The organism is Candidatus Uabimicrobium helgolandensis (assembly GCF_041508025.1).
Classification (GTDB): Bacteria; Planctomycetota; Uabimicrobiia; order Uabimicrobiales; family Uabimicrobiaceae; genus Uabimicrobium; species Uabimicrobium helgolandensis.
The window spans coordinates 8884853-8907869 of record NZ_CP165719.1; the positions used below are offsets into that span (position 1 = coordinate 8884853).

The 23017-nt window shown below is 33.3% G+C and carries 17 protein-coding genes and 1 pseudogene; all 18 read right to left on the minus strand.

Annotated features, from left to right (window positions below; genetic code table 11):
* Window positions 1-593: 593 nt before the first annotated feature.
* Window positions 594-4562 carry a hypothetical protein gene (locus UABHE_RS32865; protein WP_372367701.1) on the minus strand — a complete coding sequence of 1323 codons (3969 nt, stop codon included), beginning with the start codon at window positions 4560-4562 and terminating at the stop codon, window positions 594-596.
* A gap of 2 nt (window positions 4563-4564) precedes the next feature.
* A complete protein-coding gene (locus tag UABHE_RS32870; protein ID WP_372367702.1) occupies window positions 4565-5608 on the minus strand; it encodes an AAA family ATPase in 1044 nt (347 codons plus the stop codon).
* Between the two features lie 5 nt (window positions 5609-5613).
* Window positions 5614-6666, minus strand: a complete 1053-nt coding sequence (locus tag UABHE_RS32875; RefSeq protein ID WP_372367703.1) for a hypothetical protein — start codon at window positions 6664-6666, stop codon at window positions 5614-5616.
* Between the two features lie 166 nt (window positions 6667-6832).
* Entirely contained in the window at window positions 6833-7036 is a 204-nt protein-coding gene (locus UABHE_RS32880; RefSeq protein ID WP_372367704.1) for a hypothetical protein, read from the minus strand.
* Between the two features lie 48 nt (window positions 7037-7084).
* The gene (locus tag UABHE_RS32885) at window positions 7085-7597 is read right to left on the minus strand and encodes a Mov34/MPN/PAD-1 family protein (protein WP_372367705.1); all 513 of its coding nucleotides are present in this window, start codon (window positions 7595-7597) and stop codon (window positions 7085-7087) included.
* Window positions 7579-9318: a ThiF family adenylyltransferase gene (locus tag UABHE_RS32890; RefSeq protein ID WP_372367707.1), complete on the minus strand. Its 1740-nt coding sequence runs from the start codon at window positions 9316-9318 to the stop codon at window positions 7579-7581. The genes UABHE_RS32885 and UABHE_RS32890 overlap by 19 nt, the downstream gene beginning before the upstream one ends.
* Before the next feature lie 5 nt (window positions 9319-9323).
* Window positions 9324-10343 (minus strand): nucleotidyltransferase, encoded by a 1020-nt coding sequence (locus UABHE_RS32895; RefSeq protein ID WP_372367708.1) that lies wholly within the window; start codon window positions 10341-10343, stop codon window positions 9324-9326.
* Window positions 10344-10346: 3 nt separating this feature from the next.
* The gene (locus UABHE_RS32900) at window positions 10347-11477 is read right to left on the minus strand and encodes an SAVED domain-containing protein (protein WP_372367709.1); all 1131 of its coding nucleotides are present in this window, start codon (window positions 11475-11477) and stop codon (window positions 10347-10349) included.
* 391 nt (window positions 11478-11868) lie between these two features.
* Window positions 11869-14118 (minus strand): phage/plasmid primase, P4 family, encoded by a 2250-nt coding sequence (locus UABHE_RS32905; RefSeq protein WP_372367710.1) that lies wholly within the window; start codon window positions 14116-14118, stop codon window positions 11869-11871.
* Window positions 14119-14553: 435 nt separating this feature from the next.
* Window positions 14554-14973: an SMI1/KNR4 family protein gene (locus UABHE_RS32910; RefSeq protein ID WP_372367711.1), complete on the minus strand. Its 420-nt coding sequence runs from the start codon at window positions 14971-14973 to the stop codon at window positions 14554-14556.
* Window positions 14974-15022: 49 nt separating this feature from the next.
* Window positions 15023-15757 carry a MarR family transcriptional regulator gene (locus UABHE_RS32915; RefSeq protein WP_372371712.1) on the minus strand — a complete coding sequence of 245 codons (735 nt, stop codon included), beginning with the start codon at window positions 15755-15757 and terminating at the stop codon, window positions 15023-15025.
* A 26-nt stretch (window positions 15758-15783) separates the two neighbouring features.
* A complete protein-coding gene (locus UABHE_RS32920) occupies window positions 15784-16500 on the minus strand; it encodes a hypothetical protein (RefSeq protein ID WP_372367712.1) in 717 nt (238 codons plus the stop codon).
* A 477-nt stretch (window positions 16501-16977) separates the two neighbouring features.
* On the minus strand, window positions 16978-18753 hold the full coding sequence (locus UABHE_RS32925; protein WP_372367713.1) for a hypothetical protein: 1776 nt from the start codon (window positions 18751-18753) through the stop codon (window positions 16978-16980).
* A 166-nt stretch (window positions 18754-18919) separates the two neighbouring features.
* Window positions 18920-19732, minus strand: coding sequence for a PDDEXK nuclease domain-containing protein (locus UABHE_RS32930; protein WP_372371713.1), 813 nt, complete (start codon window positions 19730-19732; stop codon window positions 18920-18922).
* 15 nt (window positions 19733-19747) lie between these two features.
* Window positions 19748-20119: pseudogene (locus UABHE_RS32935) on the minus strand (DUF1016 N-terminal domain-containing protein); the annotation flags it as partial.
* Window positions 20120-20198: 79 nt separating this feature from the next.
* Window positions 20199-20435 (minus strand): DUF1016 N-terminal domain-containing protein, encoded by a 237-nt coding sequence (locus UABHE_RS32940; protein ID WP_372367714.1) that lies wholly within the window; start codon window positions 20433-20435, stop codon window positions 20199-20201.
* A gap of 253 nt (window positions 20436-20688) precedes the next feature.
* Window positions 20689-21306 (minus strand): zinc ribbon domain-containing protein, encoded by a 618-nt coding sequence (locus UABHE_RS32945; protein ID WP_372367717.1) that lies wholly within the window; start codon window positions 21304-21306, stop codon window positions 20689-20691.
* A gap of 167 nt (window positions 21307-21473) precedes the next feature.
* A complete protein-coding gene (locus tag UABHE_RS32950) occupies window positions 21474-22955 on the minus strand; it encodes a leucine-rich repeat protein (protein WP_372367719.1) in 1482 nt (493 codons plus the stop codon).
* Between the last annotated feature and the right edge of the window lie 62 nt (window positions 22956-23017).

Below are 23017 nucleotides of genomic sequence, written 5' to 3' on the forward strand. Positions count from 1 at the left end.
GTTTTATTGACAAGAAACGATAAAGTTTTTTTCGCAAATGAAATTGAGCTGTTTGGTTGTTATTGATGCCGATTTCTGGATTGTGCCTGTTATGAAAAACAAAGGTTTATAAAGCAATTATAGTGAGAAAAGTTAGCGTAGTAGCAAAATACTCTGTAGAGTAATTTTTATTTTTGTTAGTGTAGTAAAGAGCAAAAATAAAAAGTCAGTAAGGTCTGGGTTTTAGAAATTCTGAGCAAAAAAATGAAAATAGACCATCTCTATGCCTTGATAAAATTAAGGTAAACAGTGAGTAGGCTTTTGTTAGATAAACAAATTATAGAATTTTAGGAATAATCTTCACCGTTTTAAGAGTAATGGCGCAAGAAAAGTGTAAAAACCACATGTAATTGGATCATAACAGTGAAGTCCACCACGTTTTATGAAAAATACCAGAATCCAGTTTTTAAGTTTTGTTGGTAGCAAAAAAGTTTTCCTTTGTACTATTTACTTATTGCAAGTTTTGTTGATAGCAAAAAGTTTTCTTTTATGCGAAACTTGTTGCACCAAGAGATACTTTTAATATAAATAAGTTTGATAGGCGGCAAAATGAACTAATCTTTTACTAAGCTGATTTTGCAATTTGGTAATAAGGATTTTAACTCTTCTAGGAGTGTTTCTGAAATATTTGTATGTTCTAAATTAAGATTAGATAATTGTTCAAGGTGTTTTAATTGATTTACTCCTTCTTTTGTTATTGTTGTTGGCCCTAGAGTTAAATGTCTGAGTTTAGAAAGATTTTTTAGATGCTCTAGACCGTTATTGAATTCGTTACTATTGCCTCCTAGGTTGAGATAATATAGTTCTTTGAGATTTGCCAAATGTTTTAAACCTTTTCCACTAACATTTGTATTAAACAATTGTAGAGAAGATAGCTTTGTAAGTTTTGCCAAATGAGAAAGACCTTCATCTCCTATTCCACAGCTATGAAGGCGTAAATCATTCAAGTTAAGAAGGGAAGTAATATGAACTAAACCTGCGTTCGTTATTTTTGTATTATTACTTAAATCAAGGCGAACAAGGTTGACAAGAGATGAAACATATTTTCTCAAATAATTATTATCTATGTTTTTTCTATTTAAATTAAGTTCTCTATCATAAGAAATATTGCAGTTAGAAAACTTTTGTCGTAGATATGATATACCTACAGGAGTTATACTTGTTTTATCTATTAAAAGAGTTGTTAAATCGCTAATATTGTCTAAATGAGCAAGCCCTTGGTCATTTATTTTGGAGAGGTGTCTCAGATCAAGTTTAGTAAGTTTTTTCAGCGTTTTAAAATTTTCTAAACTATCGTTTGTTATTTCGCGATTTTCACTCAAGTTGAGGTAGGTCAGTTTTGTAAGATTTTTTAAAAACAAAAGGTTGTTTATATTTAATCTGCTCAAGTCAAGATGGGTGAGCAATTGGAAATTACTTAGGTCGTCTATGTTGTTTGTTACTTTGGTATTGGCTAAGAATAATTTCGTAATTTTAAAATTTTTGAAATTTTCAACACTGTTAATATTTGTACTACTCAAGTTAAGCTCTGTGAGTGTATCAGGTAAATTTGCAATCCCTCTTTCGTCGCTTCTTTTATTTCCTGTCAAAACGAATACTTCAAGTTTTTCAAGTTTTTGCAAATGTTTCAGACCATTGTTGTCTATTACTTGATTTTCGCTCAAATCTAATATTTTCAATGTCCGCGAAAACATGTTGCAAATATTAGCTAAGCCTTGATTACTTATGCGAGTTTTTCCTACATTTAGGGATTCTAAACTAAGAGATGATAAATAATGTAATCCTTTATCATCTATGTTCGTAGAAAATAAGCTAAGGTGAATAATATTGGGAAACAATTTCAAGCGTGCTAAATCTTCATTTTGGATGTCATCACCCGACAAATTAATACTTTTAATCGTATAATCTATTTTAGATGTTTTTGAATTTTCCATACTAGTATATATTGCAAAAGAAACTGCTATAGTTAGCATAATCAAATAGCTTATTTTTTTCATAAGAGTTATTTTGCTAGTGTGACTTTGATTTTCTATTTTTTTATTAGTTTTTGTTGTATTAAACATGTTTAACAAGTTACTACCCATCATTGTATTAGTAAAACGATTTCTCGAAACAAGCCTTTTGTATCGTTTTATGTTTTTTTGTATTTTTATTTGCTTAGGTGTTATATATAAATATCCAAGTGGACTTAGTTGTTGTATCAAATTACCAATCTGATATGTTTTCGCAATAGTAAAATTTTTGCTAAGTTCATGGCGCAACCAATATGGCATTTCTCCGTGGCGAAACCACGGCAAACGAATTAAACGCACCAGCGTTTTTTCGCAAAATAACATTTGATTTTGGCATAAGAGGTTTTGCCCTAGACAAAGAGTAATTTGCCACTGAAGTTTGGGATAAACAGCGCAAGCCTGCAACCACTTATATCCACTTGTACCGAGATACTGTTGCAGTTCACTCAGTAGTTGTTTGATTTCGTTTTTGGGTGGCTTATAAGGTTCTAGCCATTTTTGCGGTTGTTCCTCTACTATTGTTGGTAAACTTGCCAAATGAAGATAAAGATCTCGCGAAGAAATTTCGTATCCTGCCACTAGTTTTGTCAATGCTTTAATACCACTGTAGTCCATAACTAGTCGCGCAAAGTTCATATTACCGATTACGGATTCGCGATATCCCCAATCGGTGAGTGGTTTGGGAGTAAAAAAAATACGTACACTCCAGTGATAAAAGAGTTTCAACCACGGATGTGGCTCATTTGTGATAGAGTGGAAAAAACCGCTACCATCGCTAAAAACTAGTAAACGGTGGCTCGGATATAGCTGTGCTAGTTCTTCAAGAGAAATATTATTACTTTGCGGATCAAAACAAAAACGCGGGTCTTTACTAAAATAAACTAGCGTAAGCGCAAGGTGCTGTTGTTGTAGACTTTTAACTACTTCTAATGCCCACTGTGCATAGTGATCTTGTTTAGTAAAGTGATCGATCAGCACCAAGTATTGCGGCACTATTTTGCCACAGTGATACACTTGAGTAAAAAGTCCGGCGTTATTCGCTGTTTTGTTCGCTGTAGCGATATAGTCGATCTTATTGGAAATAATACTGCGACATTTTTGTAGATTTTCAATGGGCGGAAGATTGATCTTAGTGGAGAGTACAGGAGATGAATTTTTTATTTCTAAACGTTGCATCGATTGGCGTCTTAGAAGCGTCGGCATTTTTACAGAAAAGTAATTGAATCTGCGTAGAAGTATGATCATGACAACCAAGAGCATTGACAAGATGAAAATCCATAAGTATATATTTAATTGCGGCGTATTTGTCGACATTTTACTTGGTTGCGAAAAGAATGAATATAGGGAGATGTTTTTTTTGGTCATGACAATTGTGACTATGGTTTTTGATTTATCAAGTGTGATCACTACTTTTTGTTGCGCGTATTGAGGGTGAGAAGCGTATAATTCGACTTTTTCTTGTCGTGTGGCAACGGATACTTGAAAATGATTGTTGTTCGCTGTTGTGGTGTTGATATTGAGTACATTTATAGCAACTTGCTGAATAGGATTGTTATCTTTGTCAACAACTACACCGTTGATTTCACATTTATTTAGATTTTGTAGAACAACTTCTGTGGTCATTGTTTCTCGTAATGTAATTTGTTGTTCATAAAGTTTGTAATTTGTATTATCTACAGTTAATAGAGCTGTTTTTTGATTTTGTGGTATGTTACCGCTGAAATTACATTTTCCCTTTACAGTCTGTTGTTCTTTTCCTAGGAAGGAAACTGTTGCATCTACCGGATTTTTATGTGCCTCGGTACTAGTAATACTTACGGATAATTTAAATGACCGAAGTGGAGAAAGAGTGTAGGTTTTTTCGACATTTCTGCCAACAAACTGTATTTGTTTTGTAAGAGTATTGTATCCATCTTTAGTTATTGTAATCGTTACAGGTTTAGTTTGAGGTGTAAATTGAGTAGTGTAAAATTTTTGTTGTTCCTGTAAAGTTTCGCCTGTACTAAGCTGAATGGACGCATTTTGCAGCGGTTGCTTTTTTTCATTGACAGCGTAAACGGTTAGTGAATATTTCTGTTGTTTGTGAGGACGAGTTGTGTACCAGATGTAGGAAAACAACAGTAACAACAGTAACAAAAGTGCTAAGCCACCAACAAAATACTTTAACCAGCGCCTTTTAGATTTTGGTAGTGGGTTTGGTTTGTCTATATTATCATCGGATTTAGAAAGTGATGTAGGCTGTGGTTCTTGTTCTTTGCATGCATGTAATTGGCAAAACTGTGCGAAGTAGTTATGAAAGTCTTGCTGTTGCAGTGTATTACAACAAACAGTGGCCGCCATATAGCGACATAGTTCTTCAAACTCTATCTTTGCATTACCTTTTTTGGTAAGTGACATGAGTAAAGTTTGCCAGTCTTGTAAATGCCGAATCGAAATATTGTACTGCGCTAGTTGTAAACCATGCAACAGTAGCCCAAGGTTTTCTCCGAGAAGTGGAATATCTACTTGCACAGCTATTCCACCCATTTTTCAACAACAGCATTTGCCGTTTGAAAATCATCTTTGTTTTTTATCAGGGCTTGTAAACTTGAGAGTAGTTCATCTTTTTTGGTTTTAAGATCTATTTGTTCATCTTGCTGCTTTAGCTTTAATCCGTGATATAAAGTTATTAACCAACCTAAAAGTTCAGCGATCGATGGTTTTTTGCTCAACTCATTTTCACGCAATATAAAAAACAACTCTAATGCATCGTCGATAAATTTGTCTTTGGAAGACAATGGCTTTATTTCTTCAAGGCGCAAATCAACAATTTTTTTCAAACTTTTTTTGGAAGGAAACTCTATATTACAATATATACAACGCCGCAAAAATGGGTTGGGGAGTGGTTTTTCCTCGTTGCTGGTAAAAATAACTATAGGGCGATACTCTTCATCAACGCAGATTTCCTTATCTGATATAAAAGGAATTCGAAAACTCAATTTCTCTAAGCGATTAAGGAGATCATTGGGAAAGTCACGAGGAGCTTTGTCGATTTCGTCAATAAGGACCACCACTCTTTTGGGCTGATCGGGAAGCTCAATTTTGTTGGATAGAAACTCTTTAATTTTATCGTCTTTCGCTCGCGAATATAAAATAGCTTTTCCCAACGCATGATACTCGATATAGTTAGCCGCTTTTGCTTGTTCCGGCTTTAATTGGTCGAGATTTACTGCACTAAATCTTCCTAAAGTGTCGTAGGTGTAAAAAACTTCTTCGGCTGTACTTGCGGATGTGGTATCAAAATCAAACACTTCCCATCCCAATTTATTTGCAAGGTAGTAAGCAAACTGCGTTTTCCCTACACCAGCTTCTCCAGTAAGGAGAAGTGGCTGGTTTAGCAAAATTGCCATATCAGCAGCAGCTTCTAGATTTTTGTCAGTGAGAAGATAGGGATACGTTTTTCCTGCATAATCACGTTTTTTGGGTATTTTGAACAAAGATTGTTGTAGTTGTACGTCTTTTACGTTGGAGTTTTTTAGGTTTTCCAAGTAAGGAAAGTCGATTTTTTCATTTTCCACTGCGATTATCCTTTTTCGAAGCAAGATTTTACGATGTGTTTTAATTTTTTCATAGAAACGTAATTTTTTAGTTTATCTAACTCTTCCTTTATATACTCCCTTTGCAATTTTGACAATTCTCGGTTTTCTACCAACCAAGCATCTACCTCAAATCTATTTACATCGCCAAATATGGATAATGTTTTGAATATTCCGTCATATGGATACTTTACTTTCTTCTCTAAACTGAATTTATCGGAGAAAAAGTTTGGCGGCATTAACCTTGGTGTAAGCTCGCTTTTTTTGTATTTGATAACAAAGCAAATGTAAACTATTTGTTTTGGATTTTGCTTTTTATCAAGTAGCTCTTGGCTTCCAAGTCGCAATAGTAAGTTTTTGATCATATTATAGCTATTGCGTTGTAAATCTTTCACTCCCATCAAAACTTCAACAACACTAGGCTTCTTTGTTTCCTTATAAAGCCTCTCAACTTTTTCAACTATATCATCTTCAATACCATAATTCTTATCGCTCTGCCAAGCAATGGATCGCTGTTCTACATCTCCATGTCGCTTGACTATCAAAAATCGCATAATTTCCGAAATTTCGGTATCATATCCATAGACACACAAAATGATTGGCCGTTTGCGCTTATCTTCCATCCACTTATTGATAGACTTTTCGATGTCTTTTGTTTGTTTTGTATGATCACACGAATAGGTTGTTGTGTTAACGTCTTGAGGCTTTTCTGTATTTTCAGAAATTGCCTTCGTTGTTTCTCCAGGCATTTTATTTATGTTTTCAGGAACATAAAGCCAGTTACCAACGAATTCATGCTTATCTTTGTGAAGAACTAATAGCCACTCTGCAAATTTGCCATGCCCCAAAAGATACTCAACTACATTTACACAGTAAGTTGTTGGATCATTGCTTTTAGCTATTTTAGTTTTTCGTATCTCTACCTTCATGAGAGATAAATTAATCTTATCTTCAGAAAGATATTCCACACATTCTTCAGCAAAAAATGCAATCTCTGATATTGTTAAGCCTTGCAATTCTTTGGCATTTCTGGGTGCCATACCTACTTCTTTCTTTGTTATATTTTAATGTACTATTCTTTATATAATACAACATTTCGCCAAAAAATAAAAGAAGCTGATAGAAGGGAAAAACTGGAAAGAAATAACCAGTAAAAAGAGACAACTGGTTATCTGTAATGATGAATTCTAGAGCTTGTGCGAACTTTTAACCGATACAGCTGGTAAACTTTAGGTACACAGAATCTATTTTAAAAAACTTCCACGGAAAATATTGCTCTGACGTAATTTCATACTTGTCTATACTTACTTGAGCAAGGTAGAAATCAAATTTTCCCTTAGAGCATTTTTGCGCAAAAGATGCAACTTTAACGATATTCTTATTACTCTTAGGAATTTTATTAGAACACATGTTAATCTCTTTTATTAGAACTAGATTATTCAATACAAAATAAAGACCCTATAGTTTAGGACTAAGTTCTATTCTTTTGTCAGAATGAGTAGAATATAAAAACAATTTTATATTTGGACTTTGAAAAAATTCCCCGCCTAAAATAAGTAAGATAGATTCTGAGCATCGGGTTTCAAAATCTTGTGTTATCTCAAATTGGGTTGTATCATCTTGAATGCTTGGTATTGGTTGCATCTCTGGATGGCTATGCCATTCCCCTAAGTAAAACCATTTTTTTGTACTCCATAGCTCTTGGTAAAATTTTTTTAAACCAAAAACTCCTCTATTAAAAGCAAATTTTCCATGTTTTGAATCTGTAGGTAGAGGCGTTATTCCCAATATGTTAGCGGTATAGCCATCTTTAGAATAGCTACCAACTAGAGATGTTCCAGTCTCTAAAGGATAGAACTGACAGGCTAAACCTATAATATTAGACAGACATTCGTTAGTAATATTTACATTGTAGTCGCCACAATGAGATCGCCAGTGTAGTGATAGTTGTTCTAGTATTCTTGGCTCCATGTTATCTTTACCATTTCATTTGTATCAGAAGAGAATATTCTTGAGTTTCTTTGTAATATAACAGCAAGTCCATTTTGTGGTTTTTCATTGACATAAGCGACTATTAAATCCATAGCACTTGCAACTAACATATTGATATGAATAAAAAGAGCTGGAAATGTCGATTCAAAGCAGCCAGCTCCTTCAATTATTTCGTCTTCTAGTTTTGGTTGATAAAAATATACTTTTGGTTCTACAGGAGTTTTTTTATTTTTTATTTTATCAAACAAATCTTGAGTAATAGATTGGCAAGAATTACTTTTATTTGAAATGATAAGAGTAAGAGTCTCTGCATGTATGTTGAAAAACATAACAACTATCTTCTGCTCGTTGTTTTCAGCAAAATCACTAAGCCACAAAGACGCTTCTTCATTCGCAGTACAATCTATAATAAATCTTGAGTTTTTTAATCCTTCGCTTACTTCTATAGGTACTTTTGAATGAAGTGGAATTCGGGCTACATGTCCTTTTATTTCGGAAAATGGATTTATCAACGAAAGTTTATTAGCTAAAGATATAGACTTATATCTACCTATATCCATAGCTTCAAGAGTATGCCGACAAAGATTGCCAAACAAAAGTATATCATAATCGAATAAATCGATTTTTTTCGTTCCACCACGCGCCATAAATTCGGCGACAATACTTCCAATAGCGCCACACCCTACAATTGATGTATGAGATTCTTGAATGGTATTAGGTAAAGCACCTCGACTATATAAACGTTCACTAGTAACATTTGTAGACCAGCCCCATTCTAAAGAGCTACTTGTAGCATGCTGTGGAAGTACAAGACCACTATCACTTTTACATGCTTTACTACTTAAATGTAAATATAAAGGCTGCCAATGTATTTCAGTATTTTTTTCGCCATATGTCTTAGTTATTGGAAAACCGATTAAAAGAATTGCTACTCCTTGTTTGTCTTTGCATGTGTCCTCTCTTACTTCATCAAAATCAATGTTGTATTTCTGACATAGATTTTTTATCTCTTGGTATGTTTTTGGTGGGCGATGTTTCTCGTAGACAATTTTGGGTAAAAGAAGCCAAGTTATATTAAATTGGCGGTCAATATTTTTAAAGTGGGACGAAAAGCCTGTTTTACATATTACTTTTTTTTGTGAATCTAGATATTCTAAAGCAAAAACATTACCTCTGTTTATAGCCCAGCTACACTGGACTTTACCTACTTTTCCAAAATAGCTTTGCCATTTTTCAAAAGATACTTTGTCTTCACTAAAAACAATTTGCGGACCTGTCAATGCGCCAAAGTAAGGTAGTTCATAAGGGTCACCAGCTTTTATTAATTGCTCATTGATAGCATCGTCAAGCCACTTTTTTGCTTTTTCAACAAAGTATACTAACTTTGTGTAATCCAGTGGAGTCCCCTGTGTTTCTCCTAAACATAAAAAATTATTAGGCTGATGAGCAAAACCAGTAATTTCTTCATCCATTGAGAGAAACTTAGGTGAATCAAAAGGGAAATTCTCAGGAACTATAACTTTTAACGCGATATTTCGAATATTTTTTTTACCGAGGTTACGCGAAATGCAAATCTCTATTTCAAACTCTAACTGTATTTTAAATTTATCTGTCCACTTCATTGGTGTTTTGACATTAACAACACCAATGTCTTTTAAATTCTGATAAGCTTTAATGATCTCTTGCGGGATTTCTTTCATAATTATTACCTATTTGTTTTACCATAACGTCGTGGTTTAAGATCACCAGATGACGATTTAGGAGTAACAAATGGACCTTGTTTACTTTTAGGAAATTTATCACCAAATAACTCTCTCCAAATTTTTGATGATGCAAAATTATCATCTTTATCAAAGGCTTCTCTTGCTTGTTTTGCTGCACATTCAATGTGTTCGTAAAATTTAGAATACTCTGAAGCAGAAATTCTAGCAAAAACATCTTCTTGTGGAGAAACTCCATAAGATGGATAGTACGGAACACTGTTTCCTCTGTTGACTATACCTTCAAAACTAGAAACAATACCTTCAGCAACAGAATTTATCTTATCTGGACATACTTGCCCGATAAGATGTTCTAACGGATATCCTTTAGGACGGTCGTTAGGCCAATCTGATCTTTGCCACCACTTTATAGCTTTAACAACATTGGTGTAGTGTCCATTCGTGCTGTTGTTTTTTTGTTTTGTCCAGTCAAATTGCTCTAAGGGATGAGTTGGTTTCCATTCTGAAGCATCTCGATCAGGAATCCATAACTGCTCTGATTTCCATTGACCTTCATCAAAATCCTCGATGTTTTCATCACTAATTTTTTTATATTCTTCTATTTGAGCAAGAGGCGGCGATGAAGTAATAACTAAATCTAAGTCGACATATGATAAATCTATTGCAAACGAACGTCCTTGTCTTTTGTATTTGTGCTTATAGTATTCACGCAAAAATGGAACAAAAAGATCCATGGCTTTATTTGGATCAGGATAAGATTCTTTTTTTAGATTTGTTACGACAACAACATCTACATCCGAGCGTTTTCCGCCTTTTGGCCGAACTAAAGTAGCACGTTTATAACTTCCTTGAAGAAAAGTATGAACAACAATACTTTTCAGCTTTTCGTATTTAAGTAAACGCTCGCGCAAAATGGTATGGCCTTTTTTCAAATCTTCTTTTTGATTACTAGTAGGTCGAATTTCTTTTAAAAATTCCCTAAAACTACTGTCTAGTTTTGCCATTTTTTATCTCCTGTTTAAACAAAAAGAAGGACTGTATTGATGACCATCATATTCATAAAGTTGTAGTTCACCTATAGTATTTAAGCGATGACCAATAAAAATAGCGAGAGCTAAAGGCCCAGAATAAAACAGATGAATTTTTTCAAACTGGTGCTCACTACATATTTCTAATATACCCTCACTCACCTCTTTTGCGGCAAAATTTGCTTGCGCTGAGTTTCGTATACAGTCTCTTCCTGTAACCTTTGCCGCAATCTCTAAATGCGTAGCGATCATTTTTTTATGAGCTACATATTGCTTTACAGCGCCAGAAATGTCACGTGTAATCGAAATAGTTAAACATAATTCTTTTTGGTTTACCCTAAAGTTATTTGAAAGTATTTTTTTTATTTCGAACTCTTCGGATGTGTCGGTAGTTTTCCACAATTCTTCTTGTTTTGTAAAATCGTTGTCTTGCTTTATTTCAATTTTATATCCTGAAGGTTGAGAAAATATATACCCAAAAGCTATGCCAACTGATAGAAAGCATTTCGCAGATAACTCTATAGTTTTTCCCTGCTCTTTTTTGTGAATAATTTTTTTTAGCTTTTTAATCTTTGTGAGTAGTTTAGTATTCCAATATTTAGTATTCCTGATATTGCGATTATCAAAATATGTTGACCAACAGAGGTTATAATTTTTTCGATTTGTTGGTAGCGGATCATATGTGTCTATTGAAATTTTAATTGGTTTGCAGTTATTTTTTTCACTCTCGATCGGAATAAGTTCTGCACTTTTGTTACTTTGGCAGGGAAAATAGACTACCTGAGTCGAAATTAATTCTCTATCTTTAGCATGCGAATTTGGAGGTTGTAGCCAATTATCAATAAAAATAGGTTTATCTTCACGAAGAATTAATAACCACTTGACAAAATAATTTTCGCGCCCCAAAAGATATTCAACTACGTTTACACAGTACGTTTGTAGATGTGAGTCTTGCGTTATTTTAGTAGCTATTATTTTCATTTTTCTAAGAGAAAAATCAATTTCAGCTTTCGAAAGGTTTTCGACACACTCTTCAGCAAAAAATGCGATCTCTGATATTTCTAAACCTTGCAATTCTTTGGCATTTTTGGGAAAACCATCTAGTGCCATACCTACTTCTTTCTTTGTTGTATTCTGATATTTTTATTTGATATTTTCAATATGGTACAACATTTTACAAAAAAATAAAAGAGGCTAATAAGAGGAAAGACTGGTAAGAGATAACCAGTTGGTTTCTTTTTACTGGTTATCTGTAATGATGTATTCTAGAACTTGTGCGAACTTTTAATCTATACAACTGGTAAACTTTAGGTACACATAATCTATTTTAAAAAACTTCAACAAACAGTATGCTATTACTCGTAATTTAAATATTCATTTCTTATTGGTTATACTAGTTATGTTTATCTTTTCTCTTTATAATTTAAGTGTTCTAGCGTAACCAGTAGAAAATTTCCTACTGGTTATTTGCTAGTTACTCCGTAAATTTACTAGTTATTTTTCATATTTGTTGCATTCCAGGATTCAAGCGTACTCCCTGATAGCTCCAGCCTTTTGATTTCTGCTTCCTCTCCACAGGCCAATTTTCAGAGGTAGCGAGTTTTTTTAACTCTCGTCCAAATCGAGCACTGGTTTTGGGTTTGTAGTTATTTTCTTTACACCACTCGTTATAGGCTTTATATAAACTGGCGCATGGAGTATAGACTTTATCTTCAACAGTACAACAGTTTTGTATAAACTGTAATACTGGATTAGAGTCTTCTTGGAATTCAACTAGAGATGTTTTCATCTCATCACTATTTGTCATTTTCCAATTATTCTCTCTTAGCCTTTTTAATCCTTCTAACGCCCAATTGAGAATACCTGATAGTTCACTATCAATTATTTTTTGCGCTAGATCTTCGTCGCGTTCGGCTTCTGAAAATATTCTTGAAAAGGTGATTATGTCTATGCGGCGAAAAAAGGAATTGCCCTTATCTCTGGAAGGTATGTAGTCGTTGGCTGCAAATATATAGCGGCAGAATGGTCGAAACTCGAACGAATCTTTTCCTTTGAATTCTCCGGTGATTGGTTCTCCGGCAACTAGTTTTTTGAAGGTGTCGTTTAGTGTAGTGGTTGTGTCTACATCGGTTGAGATGTTGACAAGTTTGCCACGGATATTGACGCGATTGAAGCGTTCTTCTAGTTTTGTGATTTCTGAATGTCCGCAATATTCGCCTAGTAATGCACCGATTACTTCTAGTATTACACTCTTGCCGTTTGCTCCATCTCCTTTTAGAAATAACGCTTTTTGAATTTTTGTTGATGGTGTAAGAATATACCCAAACCATTCTTGTAATCGCTGTAATGTTTCTGGAGAAAAGAGTAGATCATTGAGGAAATTTTTCCATTGTGGACAGTCTGCTTGTTGATTATATTTTACGCCTAGTTTCAAAGTGAAATAATAATCTTTGTCATGAGTAAATAGCTTCATGCTCTTTAGATCGAGAATACCGTTTTCAAGATTTAGAAAACCGCGAGCGTTATTGAAGTCGAAACTTCTGTTTGCAATGCATTCATTTTGCATTTGATAGTACACATCCTCAATATCTTTTCTTTTTGCTAATTCATATCCTAAAACGCGCTGTATTTCTCTTTTAAGGCGTCTGGGATCTTCTGATTGCCAATAACCATTGTTGTATAGCCAAAACTCTTCTTGGTGAAAAAGAAGTGGGTTTGATTTTTGTAACATGGATTTTGCAAGTAAACCAGTAACAATTTTTGGGTGGCCATCTTTAGTATAGCTGATCCACTCAGGCGAATTTTGTTCTAACTGAGCTTTGGCTTTGTCGCGTAGTAAAGATTCTAAATCTTTCAGCCTACACTTAAAGCGTTCTTTTAGAGCATCTTCCCATAATTGTTTTACCATAATATTGCTAGTTTTATATTTTGCTAAGTACTTTGCAGCATCTTCTATCGTAATGGTTTTGAACGAAGAAAAAATATCTTTTTGGGCTTTTTCTATTCTTTCTAGAATTTTTTTGGCTGGATGTTTTAGAGCAGCAAGGTAGTCGTCTATCCCTGTGTATTTTTCAGGAAAAGTGATATTATGAACTCTTGCGCCTTCACTATATAGAAATAAAAATAGCGATAATTTTTGTTTTTCAATATTCGAATTACTTTCTTGGTCAGACTTTGGGTTATCAAAACAAATATAAACAGCACGACCTTTGCATTTGATTTGACTCCACTCTGGAGCATCTAACCATTGTGTAATTCCAGGAAAGCCAATAGCGCAATAATTTTGGCCTAATTCCTGTTGCAATTTTAAACACTTTTTTTCGCCTTCGGTAATGATAAGTGGCTTTGAATCTTTACATAGATTTTTTTCCACACTAGGATGAAAAAATAAATGATACCCATCATAGACTTGTTTTAATGGGGATAAGTATTTCATGCCATCAATGGGAGGATGAGCTTTATAACGAGCATATCCTGGAGCATGCAAATAATTTATTTTGTAAATAAAATGCTGCACTTGCAGTAAATGTTGTCCCTTGTATTTACTACGTCCAATATTATCTTTTAATTCTTGAGTTCCTTTTTTACCAGAAGGAACTTTGTGGATAATTCCTTCGCAAATATCAGAATTGAGTCCTGATTTTTTTAAGTCATCAATTATATTTGGGTCATTGATGTTGATCAAATTAAACTCTTGATAGTCTTTTGCTTTTTGCTGCTTCCTATGATTTTTTGTTTTTTTTATAGACATGATCCACCTCTAAAAAAGAATGGCATTTAGAGGATTTTTGTGCTAAATTATAAAAATCCCCTGCATTCCCAGGAGATAAATGCAAGAGTCAGGAAAGATTGGCGTCTGGTCCTGACTTTTTTATTTTTATCTCCACAATTTCCTCAAATCCATATAGTTGTAACTATACAAATTCCGGTTTTTCAAATTCCAAATCACATAGCTTCTAAATTATTCGCTGGTATGGTAACCGCGTAAAATAACCATGATTTTATAGAATTTTTATTGAGAAAATTTCTTGTAGAAGTTTTTTTTAGAGGTGGATAATACTATGCTTCCCCCGTGAAACTTACGAGTGGAGAATAGTGGGAATTGGATTGAAAAAGTTCGTTTTGTAACCTGACGGGGCAGCCAGTTTGTGCACTCCTCGAACCTAGAGGAGTTTTTTAAAAGATATTAAAAAGGCATTAATGCCAGACTCGTAATAACTTCGTAAGGAGGTGTAGAATCTTCTAAAAAATCTTCAAAGCTATTTCCGAATATCACAGAATCTTCCCATCCTAAATTACCAGAATTGGCACCATAAATTTTAGTGCCTTCGTGTTTTTTTAACATAATGAAATTTCCAAAACCATCCATTGCAAAGGGAATTGCTTCTGGCATATATTGTGCAAAAAGGTAACAGTCGTAATATTCTTTGATTTCTTTTGTTGAGAGAAATTGAATTTCTTTTTGGCTAGTATAGTATGTTACATCATTGTTTTGTTTTAAAATTTCTTTTAAGCCTTTTGGAAAATCGGTCTCAAAAAAATATTCGATTCTATCTAACATTTCTTTAGAAGCGCTGCTTTGCCTATTTTGTTTTTTATAATCCATTTTTTTCTATTTCAAAACGCAAATTTGTTCTATTTTCATTTTTAGTAGCTTAATTTTTAAGGATGAAATAAGCCTTTTTGGTACTTCCTTTTTTTACAATCTCGTTATTCAAAACAAGGTACTTTAAATCATTTCTTGCTATGTTAATAGAAACATTCATCGTAGAAGCATATTCTTTTGTTGTAATTTTTCGCTTGATATTTTTTATCGCTTTTTGGGTACGTTTTTCTACTGTTGAAAATCTTTTTTTGTTGTTAGATTTAACGGATTTCTCAGCATCAGAATCTATAATTATTCTAATATCCTCAAATACTTGATAGGATACATAGCGTCCTTTTTTACCTATAGTTGTAATGAGTTGGTTTTGGGATAATTTTTTAATGATACGACTGACATTGGGTTTTGATATTTTTAGTGCTTCGACGATATCCTTATTCGTAAAATACTCAGCTTTTACTGCAACATTCAATACTTCCCACTCTTGTGGAGTAATTTTCTCCATCACATCTTCGTAGAGTATTTCTTGTAATTTTGCGCAAGCTACTTTACTTGGTAAAGTTTGCGGATTTTTGCGACTCAAAAATGGAACCAAGGTATTTGCTGCTTCCATAATGAAACGTATTTTTCCCCGATAAACATCGTATAAATAATTAATAAAATCATCTTCAAATGGCTTGATTACTTCTCGGTTTGGTAATTTCAAAATAGAGTATCTTTTTTCTATTGCTTTTATTACTTCTTCTTTTTTGAGAGGTGGAATATAGATTGATCGTCCAAAAAACACACTTTTCAAACGTTCTCTTGGAGAAATTACATTCTGAAAAAAACCTCTGTATGCGACAAAAGCAAAATATACGTCTGGCGTTTGTAAAGTATCGCGTAGATTTTCAAATAGATTTTGAACTTGTGTATTTCATTTGAGTTTTTAATTAATTCTAAATTGTCTAAGTGTAAAAATAGACCAACAAAGCCCAGTTTTTTGATAATACTTACTAAGTGAGAAAAATATTCTAGCAATTGGATCTCTGGAACACGTGGAACATTAATATTTTCACTTTTCTCTGTCGAAAAACCAATATTGAAAGCGTTGATTCCAAAATTTTGGTTTTGTCCTTTGTAAACTTTACCAAGTAATGAAATCTCTTGAAAGATATTATCTTGTTTGAGAATACATTTGGCTTGGGGTAATTTTTGTATTCGTTTTACGATAGTTGCTAAAATATTTATTAAAAAATCTTTTATATTCCAGTGATCATAAACAGAAATTTCTCGTTCAATAGTCAGTATCTGATTTTCAGCTTCATTTTCCCATAAAAAACGATGATAGTTAACAAAAGAAGTTTTGCCAACACCTATCTCCCCTTCGACAACAAATCTGCAACCACCAGGATTACAAAGTATATTTGTAATTAAAATATTTTCTCTGCTCGTTTCGTCTCTTCCTACGTAAGCTTCTCTAATAGGTAGAAAATTTTTTTCCAATGACAAAGCTTTTGTGTCGAAAGGGTTAACTTGCGATTTTAACATTAGTAAATTTTTTATGAACAAGGGCTATCTGTTTTGAATCTATATTTAAATTGTCGCCTTTGATATAAACTAAACGAGATAGAACAGATGGATGTTTCTGATTCTATCCAGTATAATCTTTCTAATGAATGCCACAAAGACTCCAGGTCTTTAAAAGATTCTGAGTTACTTTTTTTTGAGACAAGCCACTGCAGAACAGTCACTTTAACTAGTGACTGTGCCATATAACATATTATTTTTACCAAAGGTCACTGTAAACCGAATATTGTCGGATACCAGTAAGCCAAGAAAAAAACAATAAAGCATAGAGGCCATATTCATTAAAAAGGAATATGCCGAGAGCAAAAAAGAAACTCAACTTATCGTTCCCTGTTAAAGACGGCGAATTTGTGAAAAGCATTCCAAGATTTCCAGACGTGACAATGTCTATCCACAGGCAGAATTTCTTTTATTTTCACAAATTATGTAGCGACGACCTTAAAGAAGATAATCTATTGTAATTTTGGCGAACCAAGCCTGAGTAGATGTTATTTTTAACTGTATATCTTCTGTAATTTGAATATGTGGTTTTTCACCCGCATATGTTGTAATTTCTGTATCACATAACGTTGCAAGTTGTGGTAATGTAATTACCAAGTCATATGTAATGTTTTTGCTTCCCCACACAGCTTCATATCGATAACAGTTATTATTTTTGGTTATTAGCCCACTGTCCACCAAAGAAATTTCTACTCTTTCATCCTCACAATAGTATAAAAAATGGTTTTCCGCTTTTATCCAATAATTACAATGAGATATTTTTGATGATAACAAGTCAATATGATTTTGGTTGAAAAGAGGAAAACGTAACGACAACGGTCGCGGTAAACTCTGGGGCGGGTAGTCTACAATTTGGTTGATTACTCTATGTTGTGAGACAATTTCTATTTTGGCAGATCTTCTCCAGCCCTCTTTTACTGGCAATTTTTCTGTTACCTTCTGTAAGAGATCTGCGTATTTCATCCAGCGTTCTTGGTGAGGTTGGCACTTAGATAAGAATTCATATAAAATTTTTAATTGTTTAACTTGTAAAGCTTCGTTTAACAAGTCAAGGTGTGTGATAAAAAAATCAGCTATATCTAATTGATATTCTTGTAATTTTTTAGAGATAGTTTTTGTTCGCTTTGTACGACCAAGCATTTCAAAAGTGTATCTTAAATAACTACTATCTTTCTCGTTTTGGTAAACTTGAATAGATAGAAAAAGAACTCCACGTATGTGTTTCCAAGCAGCAATATTTTCTTTATCTAAAAACTTCGCAGCATTACTTATTTGTCTATCAAGGTGCTTGTTTAATGAAGTACAAATTTTTGGTGATGGCAAATCACTAGTAACTTTTTGCCGCTGTCTTTTTGTAATGTTTGGTGCATTCTTTGGACAAACGGATTCACCTTGCGAATTAGGTTTACTGTGAGTGAATAAATCAAAAATAAAGAAAATACAAGCAATAAAAACAATCGAAAAGTAGCTTATCTTAAAATATAAACCACTTGCTATAAAGCAAGTACCCAAAAAAAAGAATGTATAGGAAAGCACTCTGGACAACACCGCGTTTACAGGAAAATAGAGCTTTTCCATGAGAAAAACCACAAATAGAGAATACAAAATGACAGGGTGAATATACATATAGTTATCCACATATCGTTCTATATCGAAATATCCCCTAGTGTAGTAATAACTCTTATAATTTAGATTTTCACAGAACAAAGAGATGACAACTGCATAAATAGGAAAAGCAATTAATTCCATAATTTCTTGCTTGAAATTCTTGCTACGACCAATGCAGTTTATAATAATGACCGCAGATAAAAGAATGAGAGGCAAATTTAAACCACAAGCAAAATGTAATACGGTAAAGATTACCAACCCTATTATTGCAAATACAAAAATACGCAATAATTTCCAATCAGGTGCTAGTTTTCTATCATAGATTATGTAAATACCAGCAAGTGTACACGTTGCCATAGGATAAATATACTCAAAATATAAAGAAACACTTCCCAGGTAATTGGTATAGTAAATAATAATACTGCAAGTGATTATTGAAAATATTGTAAACTTTGTTTTGACTGTGAAACGTTGTAACATTTTCCATTTCGATTTAGTGTCAAAAATGTAGTACTTCATATCATCTAATCTATCTGTGATAGAGAACCTATCACTAATTGATACAAGGACTACTAAAATCATTGGAGTTGCAAAAATATAAATCATAACAGCATCCATCCTTCATATCGTTTTTGTTTTAAAAACAAATACGTTGCAAAAATGAAATTAGTTTGATTTTTTTTTGAAAAAAAAACAATTAGTGCGAGACTCAAAAGTGTAAAATAAATGGCATTTGGTTAATAAAAACTCCTGTATCTTAGACAATCAAGAATTATAGAGGCAAATCAATATTTAAAGTATAATATGTTCCTCTTCCACGATTACCTACTTTTTTCAAAATATTTTTACTCACTAAACTACGTAGCTCGTTACTAACTTGTCTTTTTTGAATTTTGCAAATAGTTTGACATTCTTGGTTAGAAATACGCCCATTTTTTTTGACATATAAACAAATCTTTTTCTGATTAGGAGGAAGCTCTAAAAATAATTTTTTTTCATTTTGTGAGCTAGTTTCTATCGAGACAGGTAATCCTTCCAACAATTTAGATATTTGTTCTGGTTTTGGAAGGTGATCTTCTAGTTCTTTTGGAGGAGAAGACATTATTTGATAAGACGCTACACCTATCGGTTTAATTGAATCCTTCAATGCGTATTCAACTATTGTTTTATTTTTCGACCTACACAAAATAATTCCAATAGATGGTTTTTCATCTTTTAATTTCACTCTATCATCTAAAATGGATAAATAAAATTGCATTTTACCGATATACTCAGGAATAAATTCCCCAATTTTTAGTTCTATGGCAATAAGACAACGTAATTTTCTATGATAAAGTAATATATCTATAAAATATTCTTTATCATCTATTTCGATTCTGTATTGACTGCGAATAAAGGCATACATATCGCCAATTTCAGTTAAAAATTCTTCGATATTACGCACAAGTCCTTTTTCTAATTGCCTCTCACTATGATTCTCATCAAGTTCTAAAAAATCAAAAACATATTCATCTTTTACTACTAACTTAGCCTTCGTTTGCATATCAAGAGGAAGAGTTCTAGCGAAATTAGTTTGATTTTGCATAGTTTTTTCATAACTTTTATTTCCAATATGGTGAACTAGCACATTGTTTGTCCAGCCAAATTTAATAGACATACGTATATAAAATTCGCGCTCTAGTCGGTCTTTGCACTTTTTCATCAATGTAATGTTATGTGTCCAACTTATATTTTTGGTAAGTTCTGCTAGTTTATCATCCTCTTCATATAACTTATAAAATCTTTTCATATTCCATAAGTTATATGAAGAAAAACCTCTAATGCCAGGTAAATTTTTTTGCAAATCACTAGACAATTTTTCAACAACAGATTTCCCCCAGCCTTCTACTTCTTGTTTTTCCATCATTCTTTTACCTAAGTACCAATACATATCCACAAGATTTCTATTTATTGTTCTTAACATTTTGTATTGAGTTGCATTTAATTTCCATCAAGTAAAGTGTTTTACAAATTCTGGAGTTAAAAACGCCAGAATTTGTCCAATTGCAAACCTATAAAGAGCAAAGGTTTAAAAACATAAGGGCAGTTATAATGAAAATTTTTTCTTTATTTTTACTTAATCCTATTCTTTCAAAAAGTATACTATTTTTTTGCCTTACTAGTTTACGTACAGACCAATTGTTTTTTATACATTCAATTTCATAAAAAGATCTTTTTAATTCATCGTCTATTTTTATCAGTTCTAAAAAATGCGACCAACTAAGACGCGAAAATAATTTTTTAAACATTCAGCATCATTCAAGTCGCGAATAACTTACTTAGCCTTTTTATTAGAGGCATCTTTATTTATAGAATCAAGTACATGAATATTTTTATCTGCTAATTGCGCCAACAGTGTTTTCGAAATTGTCAGATAAACTAAAAAAAATTTTCTAAATTTTTCACGCAAAAAGTACCCTACAGTTAGGCTACATAGTGGTACGAAATATATTTTTGTAGCGTTCCTCTTTAAACTAAAAAATCCAAAGTAGTGGATAACATTCATACGCGAAGGATTCCAAAGATAGTACCTTTAAAAGAATTAAAACTCTTTTGTACGACTTTGGAAGAGAGGGAAACAGAATGTATCCAGCCCAACAAACAATAAATGTGACCTTTGCAATGGGTTGTAGCAAAGGCGTCCTGACGGAACAGTGAATCAGGCAAACGAGTCTTCTTATAGACGACTGTTTTTGTACATTTTTTGAGATTCTTTTTAAAAATGGCTTTCCGAGCAATATTCAAGCACGCGACATAATCGCGATCAGCGGAGAATGTGCAATTTGGACAATAAAACCAAGGAAGAGATTTGTGTTGTTTTTTGTGGTTATCAGAAGATGAAAAGTGTTGCCCTTTGTGCGAACATTTTGGGCAAATGGAGCTGGTACCTGCTGGATGAATAGGCTTTTGTAAAGAATAACCACACAGACTGGCTTTATAATCAGTCAGAGCAATAATTTTTTGGCGGACAGTGGTGTTTATTTGATGATTTTTATTACGAGAGTAACCACGAGATTTAAGTGATTTTAGGTTTTCATAATAGATTTTTGAGCAATTGTAGTGTTTGGCAAAAAAGACAATGATGTTCGCGGCTGTGTGTGAGATTTCTTTGTTAATCAATGAAATTTTATTCCATCTTTTGGCAATTTCTCTATTACATTTTTTGAATAACGAATCTTTGTGGAGAAGCTTATCGCGCTTGCTTTTCCAGTGATCAATATCGTTGTAAATTCGTTGTGATTTACTTTGTATCCCACAAAAATTAGCAAAATATGGCTGCGCGATTATTAATCGCGCGAAATAGTTGTTTTTGGTAGAGATTTCTTTAAACTTTTCAGCGCTGAATCCTCTATTTTTGTTAAGTAGAGATCAGTAAGACTAGTCATACTTTTTAAATGCTCTAGTCCGACATCCGATATTTTTATACTATATAAACAAAGAGAAGTGAGGCTGGTTAGGTTTTTCAAATGCTCTAGCCCTTCTCCCTCTATTTTTGTACTTTCAAGGTTGAGATCTGTGAGACTGGTCAGGCCTTTCAAATGCTGTAACCCTTCATCGTCTATTTTTGTATACCTAAGATCAAGAGAAGTGAGGTTGGTTAGGTCTTTCAAATACTGTAACCCTAGATTCCCTATTTTTGTATCGAAAAAGGAGATATCTGTGAGGTTGGTCAGGCCTTTCAAATACTTTAGCCCTTCATTCCCTATTTTTGTAGTACTAAGTTTGAGAGAAGTAAGGTTAGTCAGGTCTTTCAAATACTTTAGCCCTTCATTCCCTATTTTTGTATAGCCAAGATCGAGAGAAGTGAGGTTGGTCAGACCTTTCAAGTGCTTTAACCCTTTATCTTCTATTTTTGTACTACTAAGTTTGAGAGAAGTGAGACTAGTCAAGTCTTTCAGATACTCCAGTCCAGCATCTCCTATTTCTGTATTCCAAAGGTAGAGAGAAGTGAGGTTGGTCAGACCTTTCAAGTGCTTTAGACCTTCATTTCCTATTTTTGTACTGTTAAGGCCAAGATCTGTGAGATTGATCAGGCCTTTCAAATACTTTAACCCTACATCCCCTATTTCTGTACTGTTAAGGCCGAGATCTGTGAGGTTGGTCAGACCTTTTAAATGCTTTAGTCCTGTATTCCCTATTTTTGTAATGTCAAGGTAGAGAGAAGTGAGGTTGGTCAAGTCTTTTAGATGTTCTAGCTCCTCTATTTTTGTTTTTTCAAGGTTGAGAGAAGTGAGATTAGTCAAGGTTTTCAGATCCTTTAGCCCTGCATCTCCTATTTTTGTCCAGCTAAGATCGAGAGAAATGAGGTTATTTAAGCCTTTTAGATGTTCTAGTCCTTCATCCCCTATTTTTGTTCTTTCAAGATTGAGAGAAGTGAGTTTGGTCAAGCCTTTCAGATGCTTTAGTCCTGTATTCTTTATTTTTGTTCTTTCAAGATTGAGAGAAGTGAGGTTGGTCAGGTTTTTCAGATGCTTTAGTCCCGTATTCATTACTTTTGTATCACTAAGATCTAGGGAAGTAATATTTGTGCACTGGACAATTTTGTCTAGACTAGTAATAGATTTGTTTCCTAATTTGAGTTTTCTAGAGAACCCACAATTGTTAAATTCGCAACCTTCAAAATCAAGTTCCACATCTCCTTTAAAACTACAATTGTCAAACAAGGAATTGTTTATTTTGTGTATTCTGTTTTTGTCTAGATAGAAAGTACATCCAAAGTATTTCATATCGCTTTCTATTTTATTTAAAGATTTACCTCTTATTTTCACATTTGACCTCCTGATAACTACGCATGTTAGTATTCTTTATGACAATAGGCACGGATTTTAAC

Coding starts and splice junctions, on each gene's coding strand:
- UABHE_RS32875 (WP_372367703.1), bottom strand. CDS start 6,666: ATGGCACCCAGAAATGCCAAAGAATTGCAAGGCTTAACAATATCAGAG.
- UABHE_RS32880 (WP_372367704.1), bottom strand. CDS start 7,036: ATGTGTTCTAATAAAATTCCTAAGAGTAATAAGAATATCGTTAAAGTT.
- UABHE_RS32885 (WP_372367705.1), bottom strand. CDS start 7,597: ATGGAGCCAAGAATACTAGAACAACTATCACTACACTGGCGATCTCAT.
- UABHE_RS32890 (WP_372367707.1), bottom strand. CDS start 9,318: ATGAAAGAAATCCCGCAAGAGATCATTAAAGCTTATCAGAATTTAAAA.
- UABHE_RS32895 (WP_372367708.1), bottom strand. CDS start 10,343: ATGGCAAAACTAGACAGTAGTTTTAGGGAATTTTTAAAAGAAATTCGA.
- UABHE_RS32900 (WP_372367709.1), bottom strand. CDS start 11,477: ATGGCACTAGATGGTTTTCCCAAAAATGCCAAAGAATTGCAAGGTTTA.
- UABHE_RS32905 (WP_372367710.1), bottom strand. CDS start 14,118: ATGTCTATAAAAAAAACAAAAAATCATAGGAAGCAGCAAAAAGCAAAA.
- UABHE_RS32910 (WP_372367711.1), bottom strand. CDS start 14,973: ATGGATTATAAAAAACAAAATAGGCAAAGCAGCGCTTCTAAAGAAATG.
- UABHE_RS32920 (WP_372367712.1), bottom strand. CDS start 16,500: ATGTTAAAATCGCAAGTTAACCCTTTCGACACAAAAGCTTTGTCATTG.
- UABHE_RS32925 (WP_372367713.1), bottom strand. CDS start 18,753: ATGATTTATATTTTTGCAACTCCAATGATTTTAGTAGTCCTTGTATCA.
- UABHE_RS32930 (WP_372371713.1), bottom strand. CDS start 19,732: ATGCAAAATCAAACTAATTTCGCTAGAACTCTTCCTCTTGATATGCAA.
- UABHE_RS32940 (WP_372367714.1), bottom strand. CDS start 20,435: ATGTTTAAAAAATTATTTTCGCGTCTTAGTTGGTCGCATTTTTTAGAA.